Consider the following 24,045-nt stretch of genomic DNA (forward strand, 5'->3'; position numbering starts at 1 on the left):
ATGGTAATTAATTGAATTATTATAGAGCTATATAGTTATATATAGCTCTATATGAAATAATGTTAAGTTGGAGTTACTTAGTGTGGCCGTAGAGATACCTAATAAAAGACTCTCTTTCTAAACTAGAAGAGAATGCGTTAAATGGTATTGACACACCACTGTTTATGTTAAGGTAAATTAATATATGGTCATTAGCAGTAATAATTGCATCAACTGAGTTCCACGGTAATTTATATTCAGAAGATTCACTTTTTACCTCTAGTCCTTCTTCGAATAATTCTATAGTTAATTGTTTAAAGGTAATTGGGCCTAACTTAGCAATAAGACGTTTTTTATTAAATAAGTCTACAAGCTTAGGGAAAAATATAATCCATATTATACAGAATATAAATGAAGATATACTGAAAGGAGTTATTATTCGGTGGAAAGATAAATAATCATAAATTAATTCTAAGGCTATTGTTATTGGAACTATACAAGTAGAAAATATTTTAACATTTTTAGCTCGCTTAGATGCTTTAGTTTGCTTATTTAAAATAACTAAGTCCTCAATAGTATTTAAGAATGATATTTTTATAGTAATCACCTTCCTAATTATAAAAATAAGAAATAGAATTTTAATTGTAATTAAATTCTATAATAACATATTAATTATTGCAACTGTAGTGACAATATATGTATATAAACATTAAATAAGAAAGGTATATATGTTATCTTTTAATTAAAATAATGTATAAAAAGGGCTAATAAACTAAAAGTTTATTAATATAATCGAGAAACTTTTTTTTCTTCTAAACTTTCAAATATTCTTTTGGGTACAAATGTTTTATTTTCTATACTTCACTGTATGAATTCTTCCTCTGAAAGTGTGTATTCAATATTCATAGTGACCTCATTGAAAATAAATAATTTTTAAAATTAAGTATTTTTAATATACAACTAATTATAAATTGATACTTGAATTTCTTAGCTACTTTTATTACAGTATAAAATTCATTTGCTATTTATTCAATAATAATGTACAAGACTTGAAGATGTTAAAATAAATATATAAAGCTACACAATTAAAAGTAACTTATGGAACGGTTGATAAAGAAAGTAATTTTACTTGATTTTTTTATAAGCTTACAGGCTAATAGGTGGTGAATAAAATAGATAAACAAAATATAATAACCTCAATAATCGCAGCAATTGGTACAAGCATAACTTGGATTTTTGGAATGTGGGATACGGCGTTAATGGTGCTAATTGCTTTTATGGTGCTTGATTATGCTACAGGCGTTATAAAAGCCTATATAAGCAAGGTAATATCTAGTGATATAGGTTTTAAAGGCATAGCTAAAAAGTCAGTTATATTTATAGTACTTATAGTAGCTGTTTTATTAGATAAATTATTAAATGCAGGAACTTGGGTATTTAGAACCTTAGTATGTTATTTTTATATTGCTAACGAAGGAATTAGCTTGCTGGAAAACTGTGTAGCACTTGGACTGCCTATACCTGAGCAATTACAAAATGCACTAGTTCAGCTCAAGGATGGTAACAAAAAGGCTGTTAATGATAAGCATGAACAGTCAGAGCAATAAAAGTAATGTACTAAAAGTTATAATTAAAATATTAAAAATTAGAAATTATTAAGTTTTAACCACTAATGAAATTTCATTAGTGGCTTTTTAACTATATATGATTCTTTAAAGAATTTAGGGTTTCATAAAAGCAGATAAAGAAAAAACATCAACTAAATGAAAATTATTAATAAAGTCAGATATTCAACAAAATCAATTGCTGTACAAATAAGTACAGGAGATATTAAAAGGAGAGTGGTAAACGTGAAAATTGCAATAAGAGGTGGGCATAACTTTCAAGCCCCAGGGGCTTCAGGAATTATTGATGAAACCACTGAAGACAGGAAAGTAAAGGATGCGGTAATAAAATATTTAGCACAAGAAGGACAAGAAGTTATAGATGTTACTCCAGGTGAATGCGATGTGAATACAGATTTAGAATATGGAGTCAATAAAGCTAACGCTTTTGGAGCAGAACTATTTGCATCAATTCATTTTAATAAAGCTTATGATAGTTATAGTGGTGCCATAGGAACTGAAGTATGGATATATGCTACAGGAGGCAAAGCAGAACCTATAGCTAATAGGGTAGTAAATAAAGTTTCTACTGAAACAGGATTAATTAACAGAGGAGTAAAGGTAAGCACTGGTCTTTATGAACTGAGAAAAACATCTATGGCTGCAATGATAATAGAAGTATGCTTCGTAGAGGCAGAAGAAGATGTAAGGATATATAGAGAAAAAGGTGCAGACTTTATAGGAAGGTGCATAGCAGAAGCTATAGTAAATAACAATGCTGTTCTTCTTCAAAACCTAAAGGCTGACTTGCCTTCAAAAGCTATTCAAACTGCTGCTTCAAGTGATGGAAGTACTCAAGATAAATTTGAACCTAATGCAGTAGCTAAGGTTAGCTTAGATCCTAGAAATAAACCAGAACAAAATTACATTGACTTAGGGGAAATATATGAAAATGAGCGAATACAGATATTAGCAGAAGTATGTGATAAGCAATATTTTCTTCCAGTAATCTATTGGAAAGACGCTTTTGGGAAGCCTTCAGATAAAGTATGGGTAAACTCAAAACAAGAGGTATTAGCAATAGATACTAATGCTACAGTAATTAATGTACAAACCGAACTAGACGCTAGATATGAGCCTTCACCAGAAAGCAATAGAATGGGATATGTAAAAAATGGTGAAAGACTACTTGTTCATAAAGTAGAAGGTAACTATGCACTTGCTACTTATTATGCTGGAGATGGATATAAGACAGCTTATTTTACAAAAGAATATATAAATATTGATAAATAGACCCCAAATTAATCTTTTCTACAGTTGCATTTTGAGAATTATATTGTAGGATATTTAACCATATCATACAATTAAATCATTGATTTTGTATTTAATAAGGTTATTGTAATGTGATAACAAGATTTAATCATCTGTTGTGAAAGTATCATATTTACAAAAGGAGGTACTATGGCAAAAAGAATAAAATATAAGATAGGGGATATCTTTTTAATTCCTTTAGATGAACAACTGAATGCAGTTGCAAAGGTAATAAAGAATCATCTTGCTACTGTTTTTATTATTATATATAAGGTTAAACCTATTAAAGCTGATGAAGTAATCCATATTGATACCTTAAGTGATGACAACCATATTTTAATGAGATGGAGTTATGATTCAGCATTAAAAAGCGGTGAGTGGAAAATAATAGGTAATTCTTCTGTTTCTGATGAATTTGAAATGCCATATTTTCGAACTAATGATGCTAGAGGAGTATATTATCTTATAAAAGGGACAGATACTCATATGGGAGAGAAGGAAGCAATTGAGGTAAGTGAGCAAGAAGCCATGGAAAAAGGCTATCCTTATGGAATTACCAACGAAATAGCTTTACCAAAGTCATGTATGTATTTATTTAAGAAGAACAATATGCTTTAGTTTATTTAATGGTTGAAGTATCTAGCGAATAGCTAGGTACTTTTATTTTTAATGAATATTGTTGCTTTAACAATGATTTACCCAAATGAGTGTAGCATAATAGAGCCGTGTAAATTAGCTGCTAAATTAGAGTTATTGGATGTGGTCATAAAGGTACTTAGTAAAAGACTCTCTTTCTAAACTAGAAGAGAATGCGTTAAAAGGTATTGACACGCCACTGTTTATGTTAAGGTAAATTAGTATATGTTTCTTAGTAATGATTATATCATCTACTGAGTTCCATGGTAGCCTATATTCAGAAGAGCTACTTGTTGCCTCAAATCCTTCCTCGGATAATTCTAAAGTGGTGGATTCAAGATTAATTGGACCTAACATATCAACAAATCGCTTCTTATAAATCACATCAAGAAATTTAGGGAAAAATATAATCCATAGTATACCGAATATAACCATAATAACAGATAAGAAGTTCAGTGCTTGATTAAGATATTGATAAACTAAATTTAAAACTATTATTATTGGAGCCATACCTGTAGAAATAAATTTAGCATATTTAGAACGTTGGCTCTGTAAAAAATTTTGTGTAAACTGAATAAAACGAACTCCTTCTTGGCAATAATTAAGATAAAAAATTAATACAAGGAGGAGTTTTTTTATGAGTAATGTGTCGAAAGAATTATTAAGAGAATATATAAAGGATCAGAATTTTACTAGTGCTAATGACATCCTAAATGGTCTAAAAGATATGTTTAGAGATGTTTTACAAGAAGCTTTAGAAGCCGAAATGGATGAAGCATTAGGATATGGAAAATATGAAGGTTCAGAAAAAATTAATGGAAATAGCAGAAATGGATATTCAAAAAAGACTATAAAAACCGAACTAGGACCTGTACAGGTCGATATTCCAAGAGATAGAAACAGTGAATTTGAACCTAAACTAATCCCTAAACATCAGAGATCCGTGAATGGAATTGAAGACAAAATTTTAGGTCTCTATGCAACAGGAATGACAACTAGAGATATATCTGAGCAAATAAAAGAGTTATATGGGGTTGATGTTAGTGCTGAAACTGTATCTAATATAACCAATAGGATATTGCCACTAGTTTCAGAGTGGCAAAACAGACCATTAGAAAAAGTTTATTCATTTATTTTTATGGATGCGATACACTACAAAGTAAGAGAAGATAAGCAAATTATAGTTAAAGCTGCTTATGTTGTCATAGGTGTTAATCTAGATGGAGCAAAAGAAGTTTTAGGAATATGGATAGGAGCTAATGAAAGCAGTAAATTCTGGTTATCAGTACTAAATGACCTTAAAAATAGAGGAGTTCAAAGTGTGCTTATATTCTCTGTTGACGGTCTTAACGGCTTAAAAGAAGCTATCGGAGCTACATTTCCATTTGCAAAGATACAAAGGTGCATAATACATCAAATTAGATCTAGTATGAAATATATTCCGTATAAAGATAGAAAGGCTTTTGTAGCTGATTTAAAGGGAGTATACAAAGCTGTTGCAATGGAAAATCTAATATCACTAAAAGAAAAATGGTCTAGTAAATATCCTAATGCAGTTAAGAGTTGGGAAGATAATTGGGATAATTTAAGTACATTCTTTGCATTTCCAGATAACATAAGAAAAATAATATATACTACTAATGTTATAGAAAGCCTAAATAGCCAATTTAGAAAAGTAACTAAAACTAAGCTAATATTCCCTAATGATGATAGTCTATTAAAGATGCTCTATTTAGCCGTTGAACGCGTAGCCAAGAAATGGACCAGAAATTACCCTGATTGGGATTTAGTCATTAGTCAACTTAATATTGTATTTAGCGATATTTTAGATAAAACATCATAAGAAAAAGAACTTTAAATTAGGAAATTCCTAGAATTAAAGTTCCTTTAAAAATTATTTTGCCCAAGTATATTATTGCCACTAATTGGAGATAATATACATAAAGGCTAAATAATTCGATTGCTAAAAATATACATCATTAGACAAAGCCATAAATACTATGATTATTCAAGTTATCGATTATTTCTAAGAAGAAAATCAGAATACACAAAAATATTTACAGGCTCAGAACGTTTAGAGGATTTGGATTCTTTATTGAAAATAAGTAAATCTTCAATTGTGTTTGTAAAGGATATTTTAATATTAATCACCCTATCTTTTCAATATAGTATTATAAATATTTGCAAATAGTATTTCCATCCTCGTCAAAAACGTAAGTAAGGTTTGTAAATGCATCAACTTTTATAATAGTTACTACATTTTGTTTTAAGTTCATCGATGGAATTTTATACTTACCATGATTTAATGGGGTTATCTTCTTAGATAATAAATTTACAAAATAAAAGTTTCCTTGAGCGTTGACAAATATTTTATTAGTGTTTTTAAAAGGGAATACTATGATATTTGTTACTCCTTCTTTTAAAAATGATGTCACTAAAAACTCTCTTAAATCTTCAGATAAAGGAGATTTAATTTTTAATACTGATTTCTCGTTATCTATATAAGTAAATACAAAGTCCTGATTCTTTGTGATCTGATAGCCACAGTAATTTAATTTATTATTTTTTACTTCTATATTTTTATTTGATAAGATATTGTCTTTATCAGCATCTATCTCAAATATTCTAACAGTTTCATAGTTATATACCTTATTTTCGACGTTCATTACTAAGCTACAATTATAGTTAATTTCCTCAGTTACACTAGAAAAGGTGTACTTACTGTTATTCAAATCATTTTTAATAAATATAACTACGCACAATAATATTATTAGTGCAAAAAAAGCTAGTAGTATCTTTTTAAACATTATTAACTCCTTATTATTAAAGTAAATCTATATTTTCAAACTAATGATGCATGGCAAGGAGAAAGGATGAAGACTGTTTTACCTATTAACGTATTACTTTGAATACATATCAATATGATCATAAAGGTACTTAATAAAGTGGTTCTTTTCTTCGTCAGAAGAAAAAGCACTCAAGGGGATTGAATATCCTATAGTAGGATCAATGTAAATAAATATATAATTATCAGTAGTAATGATACTTAATACTGATGCCCATTCAAATTTATAGCTAGAAGAGCTATTACTATATTTAGTTATACCTTCATCTGATAATTCTATAGTTAATGGATGAAAGGCTGTCTTTCTTAACCTAAAAGTAAGAAAAAGTTTAGCTGATAAGTTACCAAGCATAGGGAAAAATATAACCCACAATATGCAGAATATAAATTCGGCTACATACCAATATGAAAAGCCTAGTCCTAGACAGTAATAGTCATATATAAATCCTATTATTACTATCAATGGAATAAGGGCTATAAAAAATATTTTAACCCTTTCACTACCAGAAGAAGGTTTGGCTTGCATATTCAGCTCAACCATATCTTTAACAGTATTTGTAAAGGATACTTTCATAAATTTCACCCACTTTTCTTTCCGTATTTAATGTTTATACCATGAAATATATCTGACTTATTAGATATGTCACTATCATCATTTGAATAAGTAATGAGCAAGTTGCTATGGTATTTAAGAAATCTTAGCATATTACTTATTATATATATATATTTCAATAAAACTTCTACATTTTAATGCATAGCCTGTCTATGATTTCTGTAGGGGTTTTATTTATATGTGTAATAAACCTTTGCACTGCTTCGCTTACCCTAGATAAGGTAGGATAGAATGCATTATTAATTATTCTTGACTTAAGCCACCCCCATAACCCCTCTATCAAATTAAGTTCTGGACTATATGGTGGTAAAAATACTAACTCTAATCTATTTTTATTCTCATATAAAAAGGGCTCAAGTAGTTTTGCATGATGTATTCTTGCATTATCTAGTATCATTACGATTTTACCCGTAGGGTATTGTTCTAGTATACACTTTAAGAATCTTTCAAATACAACTGCATCATACCTCTCATGCTCTTCACAATATACTTTTCCTGTACCATAATCCAATATCCCTATTAATTTTACTCCAGCATTTTTACCGTAGGTTGGGATTTTACGCTGCTGACCTTTCTTAAACCAAGTTTTCTGTATAGCTTGATAGTCTCTTATCATGGATTCATCTTCGAACAGAAGATGCGCTAGCTCCCCATTAATTAGTTTTTTTTAGGTCTTCAAAAGTTACCTTAAATTCTTCTTGCTTTTCTTTATCAGCTTTTTTTAGTACGTAGGTTGGTCTTGTATAGCTTAGATTTAATCTATGCAAAATTTCATGGATTCCCCTGTGACTCATGGTTATACAAAATGTTTTAATCACCCACTGCCTAATTATTTCAATAGTCCAGTTTTTTCTAGATTCAAACCCGACTTCGTCAGGAGTTTTATTTGTTACAATTTCAACTATCATGGCTTCTTGGTCTTTACTCAATTTTCTGGGAGCTCCTGTACTATGCTTCATTACTAAGCCTAGCAATCCTTTAGCTTTGTAGTTTTTAATGTAGTCTCCGACTGTATGTTGATCTAAAGAAACCATTTTAGCAATATCAACATTTGAAGCACCTTCCAAGTGCCTTAATATTACTAGGTATCTTTTATACATTCGTACATTTTTAGTTTCCTTCATAATTGACTTTAATTCATTAATTTTTTCATTTAATTCTAATGTATTATTTGAATAAATATTATCCATATAAATCACAACCTTTTAAATATTATTGTAATTATTTTGCACTTATTTGCGATTTATATATTTGGTAATATTCTACTATGAATTTTTATTATTGAAATTTATATATTTTAAATATATAGGGCAAAATTGCAATTTTATATATGGCTTGATGATAAATTTTTTGTATTAGCTTTAAACATATTATACAAGTAAATCATCAATTTGTACTTAATAAATTTATTGCAAAAATCTTATAATTATCATTTTTTATAAATTCAATATTTTCTTTTACCTCAAGGAGGCTGTTGTATGTGAATTAATTCAATTCATATGCTACAGCCTCTTTTTTACTGTCTAGAAATTCCACATGTATACAAAAAGCTATAAACTAACCTTAATTTTTTGATGTATACAAATTACGTTACAAACTATAAAAAGGTAACTGTATTTAGTTTGGTAACCGATATTCTCACTCTAAAATTGAATGAATTCTACATAATAAGACAGCATTTTTCTGATAGATAAACATTGTCAATATTTGCACTTTGTTAATTAAAAGCATAGAAATAGAGATTTGCATGGGATTAATTGTTGCAAAAAGTATTTAATTGTTGGCTTACGGTATTTTAGCGCGAAATACAGCGATACAAGTTTTTGTTTGTATTATATTGAAAATGCTGTCTAAAAATATTGGCGTTTTAGGTGAAATAGAAATTTTGTTATTAAATGCTATATATAAGGATATACCAATTAAAAGTAAAGGATACAAATCAATAAAGTTAGCACTAACAGGTAAGTTTTATTTCTATTATTTTTAAGATTTTAGAACTAGAATAGCTATTCTTCTATATATTTAAATTGATTTATATAAGAAAAAAACTTATAAAAATCTAGCTATTAATAGTATTTAATTATTAATCTGAATTAATTTATATAGTTAAGTGTTAACAGCAGTTTTGCACATATATTATTGCAAAAAAAGCAACCATTATATAAATAAATGAATAAAAATACGTTGATTATTAAAAATGGACATGTTGTTATATATTTCCAAAGTGTTAGCCTTAAGATTTTATAATAAACATGTACTCAGTTGATACAACAAATATAAAAAAACTTAGTTAGACATATGAGTATGAAAATATAATAGTAAATTAAGTTTTTATGCAAATAAAAGCACGAGATAAATAAAAGGAGGCAAATATAATGGAGAATAAAAACAACATATTTAGTGAATTTGATATTGAGGTGAGTGAGCTTGAGTTCATAGATGTAATGCCATCAACAGCGGCTTCTAGAGCAGGTATATTTCCATTATCGACATCAACTTGTGGATCATCCTCTTCATCAACTTGTTCATCCTCTTGCAGCTAATGTTATAGATAATTAGCTATAACTTGAAAATATATAAACAATACATATTAAGGAGGTGAAAAAATGGAAGAAAAAAAGGCTCAAGAAATAAACAATATAATTGATGATTTCGACATAGAAGTTATAGAACTGGACAATGTAAAAGCGGTACCATCAACAGCAGCATCAAGTGGAAATGGCTGGTCATCAACTTCAACCTGTGGATCATCATCCTCATCAACTTGTTCAGCATGTTGTAGCTAATGTCATATATAATTAGCCATAACTTGAAAATATATAAATTTTCATATGAAGGAGGTGAAAAGAATGGAAGAAAAAAAGGTTCAAGAAATAAACAATATACTTGATGATTTTGATCTAGAAGTTATAGAAATGGATAATGTACAAGCAGTTCCATCAACAGCAGCATCAGGTGGAAATGGATCATCAACCTCAACATGTGGATCATCATCTTCATCAACTTGCTCATCAAGCTGTGCATAAAAATAAACCAATAAAAAATATTAAAAATAAAATTGTGGGAGGAATTAAATAAAATGAATAAGGAAAATGTAAAGGAATTAAACAATATACTTGATGATTTTGATATAGAGGTTATAGAGATGGATAATGTACAAGCAGTACCATCAACAGCAGCATCAGGCGGAAATGGATCATCAACCTCAACATGTGGATCATCATCTTCATCAACTTGCTCATCAAGCTGTGCATAAAAATAAACCAATAAAAAATATTAAAAATAAAATTGTGGGAGGAATTAAATAAAATGAATAAGGAAAATGTAAAGGAATTAAACAATATACTTGATGATTTTGATATAGAGGTTATAGAGATGGATAATGTACAAGCAGTGCCATCAACAGCAGCATCAGGCGGAAATGGATCATCAACCTCAACCTGTGGATCATCATCCTCATCAACTTGCTCATCAAGTTGTGCATAATAAAAAATATTATCTATAGTCAATGCCTTAACTCATAGAATAGACCTTAATATAAGGCATATATGGATTTTGGGAAATTGCATAATTCCAATTATGCAATTTCCTAAAAATAAAAGCTCATAATTTAAAAATAATTAATTTTTAGAAGTTGATTATTTTTAAATTATGAAAAAGGTAGTGTGTAAAATGGAATTAGTTTATTCGAGATTAAATCACATAGATAAACAGGAAATTTTAATTAGTGATGAATTCTATAAGGCTTTTATTAAATTCATAGAAGAGTATCAGTTGTTTTTTCAAATAAAGGAGCAGCTGAAGGATAAGCTGTCAAATTTGATTGATACAGATGAGAAACATCGAATCTGCTATATTTACTTACAACACATGCTTAAGAAAGGAAAGTATAAGTTCAATAATATTCCAAAGTTTGAGGATATAAGCGAAAAACTAAGGATCGAAGTAAGTAATGTGGCTCAGTTAGAGGATAGAATTAAAGCTGATAAAGCATATATTGAGGGGAAATATAATGATTTAGTTAAGCAGTCTTCAGAAAATATGTTCAACATATTCTTTAAAAATCCTTATTTCAACAATGCTGTTCTTATAGCAAATTACAGTATGCATAAGACTCTATGTAGAAGAAGACATAAAGATTTAAGTAAACTTTGGAAGACTGTAATGAGAGGCTTTGCCAAGAGTGCACCGCTATCTTCTTATACATCACTGGTTGTAGACAATAATAATCGAAGCAAAGTGAAGATAGATTATCTGGTTATATTGAAGCTATTATATAGTTTTTTGCAAAAAGAAGAAGTTATCTATAAAAGTCTCTTCCTTATAGAATATGAAGAGAAAGGAAACAAGCTTGTCGCAAAAAGCTGTTTTAGCCAGCTTAGTAGCAAAAGTCAATTTATAGGAAATGAATATAAAAAGTATAGTCTTCATTTAAGGCTTAAAGAAACTATGAAAAGTGGCACTATATTAAAGGGAAATGAGCTTATAGTCTTGTTTGGAGGAGGAAAAGACGGACTTGAGAAGGTTAATAAGCTTCAGCAATGCGGTTTTTTAATTAATACAATACTTCTTAAGCACAAGGAACCAACCTTAGAAGAACTCATAGACATATGCTTTGAATTTTCCTGTGAATCAGAAAGTTTGCAGTCTCTTTATAAAAATCTGCAAGAAATTAAAGATTACGTAAATAATATTCCTGGTATAGACAATATGGTAAATAGAAGGGATATTGTAGATAAAATTAAGGATAGAGTTAGAAGTAGTTTCGAAATATTAGGATATGATGAGTTTAAAAGTGATATTAATCAACCCTTTCTAACGGAAAATAACTACTTTAGTAAAGAATACGCTTCTTGTAGTTTAGATAAAAAAACAAAAGAGAATTTAAATAAGATAGCTAAAATACTACCCATATTCGACAGAAGACTATTGCTCAGGTTTTTTATTAAAGATGAACTTGAACTTTCAATCCCAAAAGATTTTAAAGATATATATGTTGCAAGATGAAAATTTCGATATGATATTTAGGTAAGAACATCCATTAATATAAGATAACTAAAATATCCAAACTAGAATATAAAATAAAAATTATAGCGAGGTTTTAAATATGGATATTTTGATTCTTAATAAGATTGCTGGGCATGAAGATGATATAAACGAGTTAAAATCAGCTTTAAAAAAGACTAAAAACACAAGGTTATATAAAAGATATTCTGTTTTACTTAAGCATTTTGATGGATTTACAAATAGAAAAATAGCTGAAATGGAGAATCTAGAAGAACATACTGTTTCTACATATATAAAAAATTATAAATCAAAAGGAATAGATGGATTAAATATTGGCCACGGCGGCGGAGCGCAAAGAAAATCAATTCACTTCAAGAGAAGCTCATTGTAGAAACTATAACTACAAAAACTCCAGAAGATGTAGGCTTCGAATCTAAAATGAATTGGACTATTGAATTAGTGAGGCAATGGGTTATTAAAGAATTTAATATAAATATGTCACATAGAGGAATAGCATATGTACTTCATAGATTAAATTTAAGTTATACTAGACCTACTTACGTCTTAGCGAAAGCTGATAAAGAAAAGCAAGAAATTTTTAAAAGTGACTTTAAAGCTTTAAAAAAATGCCTCAATGGCTTAGTTGATACCATCTTATTTGAAGATGAATCAATGATTAGAGATTATCAAGCAATTCAAAAGAGCTGGTTTATAAGAGGACAACAAAGGAAAATTCCTACGTTCGGTAAAAATGCAGGTGTTAAACTTATGGGAATATTGGATTACGAGACTGGTAACGTATATTGCGAGGAACATGAAAGATATGACGCTAAGATATTTAATGACTTTTTAGAAAACGTACTTAAGCAGTATCCAAAAGGAAAAATTGTTGTGGTATTAGACAATGCTAAGATTCATCATGCAAAGCTGATTCAGCCATTTCTTAATAGAGTTAAAGATAGGCTTGAATTGATGTTTTTACCACCGTATAGTCCAGAAATGAATCTTATAGAGGGGTTATGGGGATGGCTAAAGGCATCTGTTATTAACAATGTCTTTTATAAATCTCTGCCACAAGTTAGAACTGCAATTCAAAAGTTTATAAGTAACATAAATAAGGTTCCTACTCAAACAATAGACAGGCTATGTGTTAGATTGTAGAAACCAATTTGCAATATATATATAAAGGATATTTTGTTGAAATATCTTGAGTTGTATGAAGGTTATAGGGCAAGTGATAATTTTAAACAGAGCGTTTTTACACAAAACGACAGTTCTTCAACATTGTATAGCTTATATGAAAGCTATGAAAATAAGATAAAAAGAACCTTGTCAGGAAAAGACGTGGTTTTGCAAGAGGATTTTTTAATTAATATAAAGAATCAGCTTGAAAAGCTAGCAGTTCATAATACAAATTATCACAATCTTCTAATCCAGAGAGATATGGAAGACAGATATTTTATTAATAATATACAAAGTTCTTACTTATCATACATGTTCCAACATTGTGGAGAGGAAGAGATAAAAAAAGCTGTAGAGCAGTTAAAAATAAAATTAGATGTTAAGCAGGAAGAGCTAGCTTTATATTGCCCTAGTTATGGCTTTAGTCCTAATAATATTAAATTAAATTATAAATACCAATTAAAAGTTAAGGATAAGGTAGAAAGCAGTGATAGTATAGGGCTTGATAGATGTCGATTAGGCTGGAATGGTAACAAAAGTAGGTTTGAGTTAATATATGATAACAAAAAGTTTCTTCCAGTTTATGCAGGAACCTTAGCTGCGGCTTATCTAGAGGAAGATTTTAGAATAATAAGTTATTTGACACAAGATCAATTTTTAAATGGATTTACTATAAATTATGCAGATATTACAATTGAAGACTATAAAGAAATTGGTGAAATAAGCTTTGAAAACATAGTGATACAAAGAAGAAAAAAGATACTACACAATAAGCTTTTTCAGGGAATATCAGAGGATTTAGATGGATATATAAAATTTCATGAATTAAGGCGAAAATATCAATTACCAGAGCAATTCTTTATAAGACTATTTCCAATAAATAATATGAGACTGGAATTTATTTTTGCAGAAAAAGGTCTTCATAAGCCAATCTTTATAGATATAAGAGATTCATTTTTCTTTAATCAGATGCTTAGACATATAAATAATTACTTAAGTAAGTATAAAGAATTAGCTATAGTCTTAGAAGAAGCTAATCCTAATCCTTATGATTTTGATAAAGTAACTGAAGAGTTATCAGTTTTTATATAAAGGAGGCTATTATGAATGAGGATGTTATTAAGATAATTGAAACCTCGAAGGGGGTTGAAATATTAGGTGGGAATAAGGTGATTTCCTTACCTAAGACTCCCTACAAGGAAGTAAAGGATATGTTTACAAATGTTCTTTTGGACCAAAAACATGAGATTTTGAAAGAAGCAATATTTGATAAGTTAAAAAAGGATCATTCTAAAAAGGGCAAAATAGCAAAGCATAAGTATAGCCTTGGTAATAAAATCTTACTTATAGAAAACTGTTGCGAGAAATGTCTTGCCTTACAATACCCTTTTGGGAGTAACGAGGAGTATGTTATTCCCGAAGAATTTGATGAGATTTATTACGATGAGGATAAGCTCTTTACTTTGGATGAAAAAGGAATAGTAGAAGTAAGGAATGCAGGAAATATAGCTCATGCTAAGTGCTGTCCTTTGAGGTGCAATAGGTTATTACCTAATGAGATGCCTAAAGAGGAAAGCATGGTAAATGAAAGTTACTTAGAATGGGAGCTTATAAGTGAAATTGTTGATAATAAGCAGTTTATCTTAAAGGATATATGGGAGTTAAGTGCTGATATCTTTGGAGAAAGATTTGTATTCTATGGCCTTAATAAAAAAGCAGCTATAGAGAAATTGTTTAGATTTGTATTGAAAAATTATTATAATTATTCAGGTTTTGGTATAGGATTTACTACTAAAAGTGCCTGTTTGGATTATATATCACAAGCTGAAAAAATAAAATGTGAGGATATTAATTGGACAGAAGTAAATTTGGAGCACAACGAAACCTATAAGCTGCTTAAGCTTGAAGGAGAGCTTCTTAAAGCTAGATACGTAACTTGTAAGGATTTCTTTGAAACAAAGTATATAGAATTGATAACCAAGTCAGGAAAGTATACCACCGTTGGAAGCACAATAGAAGATTGCTTATTAGACCTTTGGATTAAGCTAAAAAAGAAGGAATATTACAATTGTAACAATCCAAAAGTAAAGGATACAAGCTTTGATATAAAAGAGCAGCCCTTTGAACTCAAAGTATATGAAGATGCTTTAAGTACAAGATATAAGTTTATAATCTTAGGAGGTGATAATAGTGTGTGAGATAAAGGCTTTAACAGAGTTAATTAATAGAAAAGAACATTTTGCAGCTTTGCAGTTGTGCAATGGAACAGAAATGCCATGTTTTATAGAGTATGGTGATGAAGCTTATGAGCATAGCTTACTTTACGAAGAGTATTTATATATATACATTGACTACAACGAAGTTATAATTGGACCATTTTTCAGTAATAATCATATAGGGTGTCCAAGCTGCTTTAAGGAAAGAAGAAGATATAATAAGAGAGAATATGAATATAGAGAAAATCCTACAAATTCGATGATGCTTGGAAGTATTCACTTGAATATACCAATAATTAATAACCTTATAGAGACGCTTTGGTATAGGTATCTTGATAAAAGCAATAAAAACTTAATGTACTATAGTATAGATCAAAATAATAATATTAAGCTGAATTATTATTGGCCAAGCAACAGTTGCAAGGATTGTACGAAAAATGGCATAGAAGATGACACGCTATTAATAAATGAAGCTTTTAGTCAAGATATATATTTAGATAAATATAATTCTTATTATTCACCTCAGAATTATTCAAGCCTTAACCAATTACTTTCTAATAAAAATACAGATTCAAACTTCTTCATATATAAAGACTACAGTGTAGATAAGTTTTTCTCAGTTACCTCCTATTTTAGATTAAAAAACAAAGATTACTATGGTATGGGCATAGGCTCAGGTACTAACCTACAGACAACCTTATACCATTCCATCTTTGAGGCTTTTGAAAGATATGGAGGCATGCATCCTAGGGGGAGAGAAGCAGAGATTATATCAGCTAGTTATGAAGAGCTAAGTCTAAAAGAACTTGTAATGGATCCTAATATATTTTTAAAAGATGTGCAAGGAAGAAATTCTAAACTTATACAGTATGATGAAAAGATAAAAACTAACTGGATAAAGAGTTTTTCATGGAAAAATAAGAACACATACTATATTCCTGAAAGTTTAGCTTATTACAAATTTGATGATGAGTATAGTGGTAATGATTGTATGGTGTTTAAAGGATGTTCTAATGGAAACGCTTTAGGCAGTACTATTGTTGATAGCATTTACTATGCTTGTATGGAGCTTATAGAAAGGGATGCCTTTCTAAATCACTGGTACTTACAAAGAAGTCCTAAGAAGATAGACCTAGGGGCAATAGAAGATGAAACCATTAATACTTTAATAAGAAAGCTAGAAAAATTAGGCTATAAAGTATCCTTATATGATATTAGGATTGAAGAAACTATTCCTACGGTATGGGCTTTCTGTGAAGGAAAGGGAATTAAGCAATTTGCTACTTATTCAACAGCGGCAGCTAATCATAACCCAATAAGTGCAATATCAGCAGCTCTTCATGAAATGCTACTAGCTTTAGAGTATTATAGTCCAGAAATTGAAAGCATCAAGGAGAAGGCAGTAGACATAAAGAAGGTTGGAGTAAAAGAGCTTACTGATCATCCAATACTTTACTCTTTGGAGTCAGAAAAGTATTTGTTTAATTTTCTAACTGAAATAAAAGAATCCCATACTATTCAAAATCTTTATGAGGAGTATTTTAACAGAGGTCACGATGAAAAAATAAATTTAAGAATAATTGTTGGACAGCTTCTTAATAGCTTAAGTGATAGATATGGAGATGTTTTTATAGTAAGGCAGACACCTTTTGGATATAAGGATTTTAATTTGGAACTTGTAAAGGTATTGATACCAAATATTCAACAATTATGGTTTGGAGAAGATAATAGAATGATTTGTTATGAAAGAATAGAAGCTTTGAGAAAGCTTTGGCATTGTGAGGGTGTAGAGGTAAGCCTGGCACCTCATCCATTTCCATAAAAAATATAAAGGAAAGAAGGTATAGATATAATGGAACTTTCACCTATCAGTATTTATAGGGAGACAAATTTTCCACTATACTATGTAGATTTTTTATTAAAAGATAAAATTGCAGGTAAGTATAGAGCATACTTAGAAAATCATCAAAGAGTAGAAGTGGAAACAAAGGAGCTTACAGATATATTAGAGAAACAAGTAAAAGAAATAGACAGTGATGATTTAAGAAAAAAAGTTATAAATTTGAAGCGAGATCTTCATAACATGAGAGCTTCAGCTTATAGAAGGCTGGAAGCAATCTCGGAAAATATTAAGGTGGAGCTTTTAGAAAAGATAAAAAATGTAGTAGATAAGCAAGAAGAACTTAGAAAAGAGTATTCAGATTTGGAAGAAGAATTTCATGAGCTTTATACAGAAGAGCGAGAAAAAATAAGAAGTACTTTTTTAGTAGATGAAGCGTTAAGAAATTCAATTATTTTAACCAACGATACTATAATTGGTAAGCTGAAAAAATACTTGGATAAGCCAATAAGTAAGCATGATAGAAGCTTAGAAAAGTTAGATTCAGTACTGGTAAAGTTTTTGACAAGAGCTGTGATGAAGACAAGTCCTCTAGCTAACTTGACCTATTCAGGAATCGGCTGTAGAGGTATTAATAAAAAAGGAGAGAAGAAGCTCTATGCCAGAATAAGTAATAACATCATACTAAGAATATTTGATGAAATATGTAAAGAGCCTGCTATTATGGAGCAACTATCATATAGAGTATGCAAGACCTTGATGCAGAAGGATGGTAAATACTATGTTACAGTTCTAAGAAATCCTACTGATAATGATACTTTACATATGTCAAGCCAGGTGGTGTATGTGTTCAAGCATAATTCTGTATTTGAAGCTCTATTCAAAAAGTTAACAGAGCAGAAAGAAGTTTCTTTCAAGGAAATGATTGAGTTTTTAGAGACTTTAGGCTTGCAACAAGATAAGGCAAAAAAGGTCTTAACCAATCTAATAGGTCAAAGCGTGTTAGAAAGAATTGATTACCTAGATGAACAAGCTGAAAGTATCATTCAAGAAATTATATACTACCTTAAAAAGTATGGATATGATGAAGTGTTTATTAGTGAATTAGAAGAAGTGGAAAAGCTGCTTGAAGACTTCGGAGATACTATAGACTATAAAAAAGTGATGAATATTTACACAAAGATAGAGGCGTTGGCTGCAAAAGTAAATATAGGGGAGCTAAAGCGAAGAAATTTATTATATATAGACGGAATAGATCACAAGCTAGAAGATAATTACGGAAAGCTAGATGCAAGCATACTGGACACACTTTCTTATTATCAGTTAATAGCTATGTCCTTAGATCCAATTGTGAGAATGCAGTTTATAACTGGTGAGTATTTTAAAGAAAAATATGACAAAGAGATTAATCCAAAAGATTCAAGAGAGATGTCAAAGGTTTTACGAGAGCTATCCGAGGTGTTTTCTTTTGGAGATGATGAGAAAAATATGTTCTTAGGAGACTATAACTGGGAGAGAGAGTTTGCCAATAAGGATGTAGCTATGCTAAATGAATTCTCTAAAAACCTCATTTATTATATTAAGGATCATACTAGTGACTCTGAGGTTGTTTTAAATAGACAGTATATAGAAGAAAATATAAAGCCTGTTAGAGAGTTGATAAGCAAAGATGTTGTATCCCACTCATTTTTTGTTCAAGAAGGGGAAGAAGGAAAAAAACTTGTGATAAATCATTTATATAAGGGCTACGGAATTTACTTTAGTAGATTTCTAAAATATTTGGATAGCCTTGATGACAAATATAAAAAGTATATTGATAAATACTTTAACAGTATAGGAGTAACAGATATTAGAAATACCTTTGGATTTAATGCAAATGTAAGAGCTGAGCTATCAAAGAGATATTTCAATCTGCCCTTTGGATATGGTAAGCAGTCTGAAAATGCTTTAGGGTGGGAGGATCTAGGATTTAGGTATAATGAATACACTAAAAAAGTTGAGTTATTCCATAAAGGTACTGGAGAAACAATAAAGACTCAATTTTTAGGAACGCTTATTTCTCTAGCAACACCATCCTTGATGAACATATTTGATATGCTTTCATCTCATAGCACCATATATTTTGACTTAGGTGAGTTAGTGCTTAGAACTATTGTAAAAGATGATAGTTATGATAAAGATAAGGTCATAAAAGTACCAAGAATATCGATGGGAGATAGTGGAGAAGTTGTGGTGTCCAGGGCTAAGTGGGTGTTGTCATCAGAGTATCTTCTAAATAACTGTAATATAAATAATAAATTTGAACTTTGGAGTAAGATTATACAAAGCTTTAATAAAGAAGGTATTCCGATAAAGTTTTACGTAAGAGCTTACACTATGGATATTGATGATATCAACATTGGAAAAAGTGATAGAAAGCCACAATTTATAAACTTAGATTCTCCTCACCTTTTCGAACTTTTTACGCAAACTTTACAAAAAAATAAACACATAATTATCGAAGAGGAGCTTCCTATATCAGAGGCCAAGGATAAATATGTAAAAGAATATATATATGAACTTACTAGTGAGGGAGGTGTGGTCAATGAGAGTTCTAAGATGTTATGTATATGATAGTTTTAAAAGCCACGATTTCATGAGTCATATCATTAATTTTATAAATAAAAATGGATTAGAAGATGTAACTATTCAAAAAGGATTTATAAAAGGCTTTCATATAGAGATAACATATCCAGAAGAAAGAATTAATGCTGACCTAGAAGACTATGTAAAAAGATTGTTAGAGGAAAGCAAAACTGAATACTCAAAAAAACATTATGAAAGATTTGAAAAAGCTATTAAAAGTGTACAGAGATTAGAGGAAGTTGACTGTGAAGTAACGCCGCTATACGAGGATGGCCAATTGATTATAGAAGCTAATGGTTTTCTTGAAGAAAGGAAAAGGTTGAGTTCAGATAGGGTCAATCTTGCTATAGAGAGATTAAAGACAAAATTTATATGTTCAGTTGATGAAAAGTGGTGTCAGCTTAATGAGGAAGAAAAAAATATAGAACTTACGAAAATGTTTTTTATAACCTCAGCTCTAAATCCAAATGGTATAAGAGTAGGATATCTTTCTCTTAGATCTAATTACGAATACTTTAAGCAGCAGCTTTTAGAAATAAATAATCAACAGGCAAAAGATAAATGGCTAGGCTTCATTGAATATAGGAGTGAAGAAGAAAAACAATTTATAAAGCATGGAGTAGACCGCTTTCTTAATAAAGAGTTTGATTCAGAACTTATATTTTCAAAGCTGAAGGAGCTAATAGATGCAGTGAGACCTATCATATCTAAGGCTTTTGATGAGGGTGAACTTTATATTAATAATATGTATATGGCTGATGATTTTTTTGATAGGCATAAGAATGCACATGACTTTCATAAGACCTTTTATTCAAATAAAAAGTTTGTAAGCTTGTACCATGAAAAAGGTTTTATAGTCTATAGATATATAATAAGCACTTTATATTCTTTAATGCCATTACTTCATATATCGCCTTTACAAAAACAAAAGATAACCGGTCTTGTAGCAGAAAGTGTTGAAGGTAAATATAACATGACTTGGAGGGATATATACCAAGAAATGAGTGTAAAGTATGGAGGTGAAGTGGTAAATGGGTAATTGGATCATAAATGATAATAATAATATTTATATTTGTGATGAAGTGGCACTTAATAAGATAAAGATGCCAAAGGATTCAAAGGAAAAGTTTGTGAAATTATTTAAACTGGACCACAATGACATTTGCGAAATTACAGAAGAACTAGCAGAAGGACTTCTTAATAAAAGTGCTAAAAAGAATATAGGAATTAAGAATGAAGAGAAAATTAGTTACAACCGCTATGTACTTAACAGTAAAAGCATGGTTATAACCAATGAGTATTTGGAGCATATGAATGAAATAAAAATTCTAAAAAAAGATATTGAAGTAGATCCCTTTGTTGAGCTATATGAAAAGGCTATAGCAAAAAATAAACTTATCTCTGATGAAAACAGAAATATACTAATAGATTTAGAGAGCAGAGATATAGTAAGACGAATTTGGCTTTTGAAAGATTATGCATTAGAAGAAGTATCTTTACAGGAAGAATTGTTCCAAAATTCAGAAAATAGCTTGAAGAAGCTAGATGCTATCTCTATATGGCAGAATAAGTCAATTTATGATTTTTCCAGTGTTAAAACTGATTTAGTTCAGATACCTTATAAAATATCTGTTTCAAACAATGGGACATACTATGCAGGCGTTGATGGTATAATCCAGGATCTTAGGGCCTCTTATAAGAATATTGACCTTAAGCTTAAGGAGGTATATTCAAACTATAACTGGATTACAGCAGATAATTGGGAAGTGCTACTAGAAAATAGCATAGAGTTACTTTTTAATAGGTTTGAACCAGAGGAATTGGAAAAGAAAATAATATTTTTTAATAAGGAAAAGAATCAAGTTATTATCCATAAGATGATAGATAAATTTGAGTCTTTAAAGGATAGTCTCAGAGTAGAAGTAAAGCAGCATAAAACATTAAGTGTATATTCAATGAGAGCTAGATTAGGTGATGAAAGCTGTACTCAATGGCTTTATGGATATGATCCGCAGAAATTATACGTAAGAGTTTTAGAACATTTCTATGCAGTGCAGCATCAAAATTGTATATCCTTTGATAGGGAAAAGGATAATGGGTATAGTGAAGAAACAGCATTAGAATTATTGCCAATTGGAGATGTTAAGCTTTTAAAAGATAAATTAGGTGAAAAGTACAAACTTCAGATACTTAAGGTGGACGAGTTGCTTAAGGAAGATATACATGTATTACGGTTGGAGGAAAGGTAGGTGGCCAATGTGAGCAGTATTTCTATATATAAAAATGAAAGTTTATTTATGAAAAAGGTAGTTAGACTGTTAGAAGACAGTAATATTCAGTTTTCTTTTGTAGGTAAGGAGGAGCTTGAGCAGTCAGAAGATATAGTTTTTGTATTTGCCGATAATCTTAATTATAAAGGTCTTCAAGAGCAAGCTATAGCACACAAGCAAAATAACACATTCTATTTTCACAGACTGCTAAGCACCTTGTTGGTAGGACCCTTGGTATTGGATAAAGATGATCCATGTTTATTCTGCTCCATTTCGAACATGAAGCAGCAAGGCACTGAGAACTTATTAACTGTTTGCGCTGACAAGGAAGTACCTTTCCTGTGGGATAAGCCTACGGAAGCGTTTTTAAAAGAATTCTTTCAAATAGCTAAAAGTGATGCTAGGTACTTAGAAAGATATCATTGTTATCTTGAGAATATAAATTTTAATAGTGGAGAAACAAAGCGGTTTAGATTAGTGAAGGATGAATTTTGTAGTTTTTGTGGAGAGCTAGAAGAAGATAATGAGAATAGCTTTAGTGGGGTTTTTCATAAGGATATAAAACCAGATCCTGAAAAGTATAGGATTAAGACAGAAGTAAAAACAGATGAACTGTTTAAAAGATATTATGATACCACTACTGGAGTGTTTACACACTTTTATAGGGAATACTTGTCTTCTAATATACCTGCATATGGATTAGAGCTTAAACTTGCACCTAACTATGTGGAAGCAGGGTTCGGGAGAGCTTATTCAAAAAAGAGAGCTGAAGATATATGTAGATTGGAAGCAATAGAAAGATACTGTGGTTGTTTTGATAGAAAGACAGAGTCTAAGCTATATGCGACTTATGAAGAGGTGAAGGATATTGCAATAAATCCTGAAAGATTGGGACTTCATACCACAGAGGAATGGGAACATCCTGCCTATAGAATAAAAAGATACTCAGAAACACTTCCGGTGTATTGGAAATGGGTTTACTCAATGAGAGAAAAGAGAAAAGTACTTATACCAGAGCAATCTATATATTATGGTGACAACTTTTATAGAGATGATAGAGCAAATAGATTTGTTTATGAGAGTTCAAATGGTATGGCTTTAGGAAGTAGCTTTGAGGAAGCAGTTCTTCATGGACTTTTCGAGGTAATAGAACGAGATAACTTCTTGTGCGAATGGTACAACAGATTTCCTCTTCAAGAGATAGACGTAGAAAGTACAAATCTAAAGGAGTTAAAGGAATTGATATTTCTGCTTAAACAAAGCGGTATTGAGGTTAGGTTCTTTGATATATCAATGGAGCTAGGAATTCCAACAGTGTGGGCACTTATACACAATACTAATGGTGATGCAGCTATGAAGTGCTACAATGCCGCTGGAAGCAACTTTAATCCGGAAAAGGCGCTAGAATCTGCGGCTCTAGAGGTGTTGACTTCTCTTCCTATATATGAAAAACAGATTAAAGAGAGCGAAGAGATGAGCAAAAGAGTAAATATGCTTATTTCTAATCCTAAAGCAGTTACAGAATTCCATGATCATGTGCTATATTATGCCTCTCAAGAGAATTCTAAGATTCTAGATTTTGCTTTGAAAACAGACAATTGTAAGTCCATTAAAGAAGTATATAAAGATTACTATAAAGAAAATAAGTATAAAAATTCTTATTTAAGTGAGGATTTAGAAGAACTTTTAGACAAAGTACTTTTACATTATGATGATGTCTATATTGTAGATCTAACACCTAAGCTAATAGAAAAACAAGGCTTACATGTTGCTAAGGTTTTCGTTCCAGGTATGCTTCCTATTGCTTTTGGTCAGCAATATAAGAGAATCATAAATAAAAGAATACTGGATGAAAGAATCAGAAGAGGGCTTTCAACTGAATTTGAGATGAATCTTAACCCTCATCCATTTCCATAG

Annotated in this window: 24 protein-coding genes; 19 read left to right on the plus strand and 5 right to left on the minus strand. The window is 30.2% G+C overall.

The window, feature by feature from the left end:
* Positions 1–73: 73 nt before the first annotated feature.
* Complete coding sequence (locus C1I91_RS05135) at positions 74–586, minus strand: YcxB family protein (protein ID WP_164880446.1); 513 nt, start codon at positions 584–586, stop codon at positions 74–76.
* Positions 587–1,151: 565 nt separating this feature from the next.
* Between C1I91_RS05135 and C1I91_RS05140 the strand changes: the two genes are divergently transcribed.
* From C1I91_RS05140 to C1I91_RS05150, 3 genes are all read left to right on the plus strand, one after another.
* The gene (locus C1I91_RS05140; protein WP_128215920.1) at positions 1,152–1,586 is read left to right on the plus strand and encodes a phage holin family protein; all 435 of its coding nucleotides are present in this window, start codon (positions 1,152–1,154) and stop codon (positions 1,584–1,586) included.
* A 243-nt stretch (positions 1,587–1,829) separates the two neighbouring features.
* The gene (locus C1I91_RS05145; RefSeq protein ID WP_128215921.1) at positions 1,830–2,876 is read left to right on the plus strand and encodes an N-acetylmuramoyl-L-alanine amidase; all 1,047 of its coding nucleotides are present in this window, start codon (positions 1,830–1,832) and stop codon (positions 2,874–2,876) included.
* A gap of 168 nt (positions 2,877–3,044) precedes the next feature.
* Entirely contained in the window at positions 3,045–3,512 is a 468-nt protein-coding gene (locus C1I91_RS05150; protein WP_128211747.1) for an Imm26 family immunity protein, read from the plus strand.
* 132 nt (positions 3,513–3,644) lie between these two features.
* On the opposite strand, the gene C1I91_RS05155 is transcribed toward C1I91_RS05150, so the two are convergent.
* Positions 3,645–4,040, minus strand: coding sequence for a YcxB family protein (locus tag C1I91_RS05155; RefSeq protein ID WP_128211749.1), 396 nt, complete (start codon positions 4,038–4,040; stop codon positions 3,645–3,647).
* Positions 4,041–4,167: 127 nt separating this feature from the next.
* Here C1I91_RS05155 and C1I91_RS05160 point away from each other — a divergent pair, with 127 nt between their 5' ends.
* Positions 4,168–5,373, plus strand: a complete 1,206-nt coding sequence (locus C1I91_RS05160; protein ID WP_128211751.1) for an IS256 family transposase — start codon at positions 4,168–4,170, stop codon at positions 5,371–5,373.
* 328 nt (positions 5,374–5,701) lie between these two features.
* Here the strand turns inward: C1I91_RS05160 and C1I91_RS05165 are convergent, their stop codons facing one another.
* From C1I91_RS05165 to C1I91_RS05175, 3 genes are all read right to left on the minus strand, one after another.
* A complete protein-coding gene (locus C1I91_RS05165; RefSeq protein WP_128211753.1) occupies positions 5,702–6,337 on the minus strand; it encodes a hypothetical protein in 636 nt (211 codons plus the stop codon).
* A gap of 93 nt (positions 6,338–6,430) precedes the next feature.
* Complete coding sequence (locus tag C1I91_RS05170) at positions 6,431–6,949, minus strand: YcxB family protein (RefSeq protein ID WP_128211755.1); 519 nt, start codon at positions 6,947–6,949, stop codon at positions 6,431–6,433.
* 166 nt (positions 6,950–7,115) lie between these two features.
* Positions 7,116–8,178 (minus strand): IS630 family transposase gene (locus C1I91_RS05175; RefSeq protein WP_238475849.1). Its coding sequence is split into 2 segments (ribosomal slippage): positions 7,116–7,655 and positions 7,657–8,178, totalling 1,062 coding nucleotides; the frame shifts between segments, so codons are not numbered across the junction.
* A gap of 590 nt (positions 8,179–8,768) precedes the next feature.
* On the opposite strand from C1I91_RS05175, the gene C1I91_RS28510 reads away from it, so the two are divergent.
* The 15 genes from C1I91_RS28510 (at position 8,769) to C1I91_RS05245 (ending at position 24,045) form a co-directional block, all read left to right on the plus strand.
* Positions 8,769–8,975, plus strand: a complete 207-nt coding sequence (locus C1I91_RS28510) for a hypothetical protein (RefSeq protein ID WP_205694281.1) — start codon at positions 8,769–8,771, stop codon at positions 8,973–8,975.
* A gap of 388 nt (positions 8,976–9,363) precedes the next feature.
* Positions 9,364–9,531: a thiazolylpeptide-type bacteriocin gene (locus C1I91_RS05180; protein WP_128211757.1), complete on the plus strand. Its 168-nt coding sequence runs from the start codon at positions 9,364–9,366 to the stop codon at positions 9,529–9,531.
* A gap of 63 nt (positions 9,532–9,594) precedes the next feature.
* Positions 9,595–9,774, plus strand: coding sequence for a thiazolylpeptide-type bacteriocin (locus tag C1I91_RS05185; protein ID WP_128211759.1), 180 nt, complete (start codon positions 9,595–9,597; stop codon positions 9,772–9,774).
* A 63-nt stretch (positions 9,775–9,837) separates the two neighbouring features.
* Positions 9,838–10,014, plus strand: a complete 177-nt coding sequence (locus tag C1I91_RS05190) for a thiazolylpeptide-type bacteriocin (RefSeq protein ID WP_128211761.1) — start codon at positions 9,838–9,840, stop codon at positions 10,012–10,014.
* 53 nt (positions 10,015–10,067) lie between these two features.
* Positions 10,068–10,244 (plus strand): thiazolylpeptide-type bacteriocin, encoded by a 177-nt coding sequence (locus tag C1I91_RS05195; RefSeq protein WP_128211763.1) that lies wholly within the window; start codon positions 10,068–10,070, stop codon positions 10,242–10,244.
* 53 nt (positions 10,245–10,297) lie between these two features.
* Positions 10,298–10,474 carry a thiazolylpeptide-type bacteriocin gene (locus C1I91_RS05200; protein WP_128211763.1) on the plus strand — a complete coding sequence of 59 codons (177 nt, stop codon included), beginning with the start codon at positions 10,298–10,300 and terminating at the stop codon, positions 10,472–10,474.
* 165 nt (positions 10,475–10,639) lie between these two features.
* Positions 10,640–11,995 carry a hypothetical protein gene (locus C1I91_RS05205; protein WP_164880447.1) on the plus strand — a complete coding sequence of 452 codons (1,356 nt, stop codon included), beginning with the start codon at positions 10,640–10,642 and terminating at the stop codon, positions 11,993–11,995.
* 100 nt (positions 11,996–12,095) lie between these two features.
* Positions 12,096–13,156, plus strand: a protein-coding gene (locus C1I91_RS05210) for an IS630 family transposase (RefSeq protein WP_128211767.1) whose coding sequence is annotated in 2 segments (ribosomal slippage) — positions 12,096–12,348 and positions 12,348–13,156 — 1,062 coding nt in all. Because the reading frame shifts where the segments join, the coding sequence is not laid out codon by codon here.
* Positions 13,157–13,192: 36 nt separating this feature from the next.
* Entirely contained in the window at positions 13,193–14,269 is a 1,077-nt protein-coding gene (locus tag C1I91_RS05215; protein WP_128211769.1) for a hypothetical protein, read from the plus strand.
* Between the two features lie 11 nt (positions 14,270–14,280).
* The gene (locus tag C1I91_RS05220) at positions 14,281–15,375 is read left to right on the plus strand and encodes a hypothetical protein (RefSeq protein ID WP_128211771.1); all 1,095 of its coding nucleotides are present in this window, start codon (positions 14,281–14,283) and stop codon (positions 15,373–15,375) included.
* Positions 15,368–17,215, plus strand: coding sequence for a YcaO-like family protein (locus tag C1I91_RS05225; RefSeq protein WP_128211773.1), 1,848 nt, complete (start codon positions 15,368–15,370; stop codon positions 17,213–17,215). The genes C1I91_RS05220 and C1I91_RS05225 overlap by 8 nt, the downstream gene beginning before the upstream one ends.
* A gap of 30 nt (positions 17,216–17,245) precedes the next feature.
* Entirely contained in the window at positions 17,246–19,846 is a 2,601-nt protein-coding gene (locus C1I91_RS05230) for a lantibiotic dehydratase (RefSeq protein ID WP_128211775.1), read from the plus strand.
* Positions 19,818–20,897 (plus strand): hypothetical protein, encoded by a 1,080-nt coding sequence (locus tag C1I91_RS05235; protein ID WP_128211777.1) that lies wholly within the window; start codon positions 19,818–19,820, stop codon positions 20,895–20,897. The genes C1I91_RS05230 and C1I91_RS05235 overlap by 29 nt, the downstream gene beginning before the upstream one ends.
* Positions 20,890–22,107 carry a hypothetical protein gene (locus tag C1I91_RS05240; RefSeq protein ID WP_128211779.1) on the plus strand — a complete coding sequence of 406 codons (1,218 nt, stop codon included), beginning with the start codon at positions 20,890–20,892 and terminating at the stop codon, positions 22,105–22,107. Before C1I91_RS05235 ends, C1I91_RS05240 begins: the two co-directional genes overlap by 8 nt.
* Positions 22,108–24,045 carry a TOMM precursor leader peptide-binding protein gene (locus C1I91_RS05245; RefSeq protein WP_128211781.1) on the plus strand — a complete coding sequence of 646 codons (1,938 nt, stop codon included), beginning with the start codon at positions 22,108–22,110 and terminating at the stop codon, positions 24,043–24,045.

It is taken from the genome of Clostridium manihotivorum, assembly GCF_004015185.1.
Lineage (GTDB): Bacteria > Bacillota > Clostridia > Clostridiales > Clostridiaceae > Clostridium_AR > Clostridium_AR manihotivorum.

Bases quoted from the DNA above. Each gene is read 5' to 3' on its own strand.
- C1I91_RS05220 (WP_128211771.1), top strand. From the start codon at position 14,281: ATGAATGAGGATGTTATTAAGATAATTGAAACCTCGAAGGGGGTTGAA.
- C1I91_RS05200 (WP_128211763.1), top strand. From the start codon at position 10,298: ATGAATAAGGAAAATGTAAAGGAATTAAACAATATACTTGATGATTTT.
- C1I91_RS05240 (WP_128211779.1), top strand. From the start codon at position 20,890: ATGGGTAATTGGATCATAAATGATAATAATAATATTTATATTTGTGAT.
- C1I91_RS05165 (WP_128211753.1), bottom strand. From the start codon at position 6,337: ATGTTTAAAAAGATACTACTAGCTTTTTTTGCACTAATAATATTATTG.
- C1I91_RS05195 (WP_128211763.1), top strand. From the start codon at position 10,068: ATGAATAAGGAAAATGTAAAGGAATTAAACAATATACTTGATGATTTT.
- C1I91_RS05205 (WP_164880447.1), top strand. From the start codon at position 10,640: ATGAAAAAGGTAGTGTGTAAAATGGAATTAGTTTATTCGAGATTAAAT.
- C1I91_RS05190 (WP_128211761.1), top strand. From the start codon at position 9,838: ATGGAAGAAAAAAAGGTTCAAGAAATAAACAATATACTTGATGATTTT.
- C1I91_RS05230 (WP_128211775.1), top strand. From the start codon at position 17,246: ATGGAACTTTCACCTATCAGTATTTATAGGGAGACAAATTTTCCACTA.
- C1I91_RS05170 (WP_128211755.1), bottom strand. From the start codon at position 6,949: ATGAAAGTATCCTTTACAAATACTGTTAAAGATATGGTTGAGCTGAAT.
- C1I91_RS05180 (WP_128211757.1), top strand. From the start codon at position 9,364: ATGGAGAATAAAAACAACATATTTAGTGAATTTGATATTGAGGTGAGT.
- C1I91_RS05185 (WP_128211759.1), top strand. From the start codon at position 9,595: ATGGAAGAAAAAAAGGCTCAAGAAATAAACAATATAATTGATGATTTC.
- C1I91_RS05160 (WP_128211751.1), top strand. From the start codon at position 4,168: ATGAGTAATGTGTCGAAAGAATTATTAAGAGAATATATAAAGGATCAG.
- C1I91_RS05155 (WP_128211749.1), bottom strand. From the start codon at position 4,040: ATGGCTCCAATAATAATAGTTTTAAATTTAGTTTATCAATATCTTAAT.
- C1I91_RS05150 (WP_128211747.1), top strand. From the start codon at position 3,045: ATGGCAAAAAGAATAAAATATAAGATAGGGGATATCTTTTTAATTCCT.
- C1I91_RS05235 (WP_128211777.1), top strand. From the start codon at position 19,818: ATGAGAGTTCTAAGATGTTATGTATATGATAGTTTTAAAAGCCACGAT.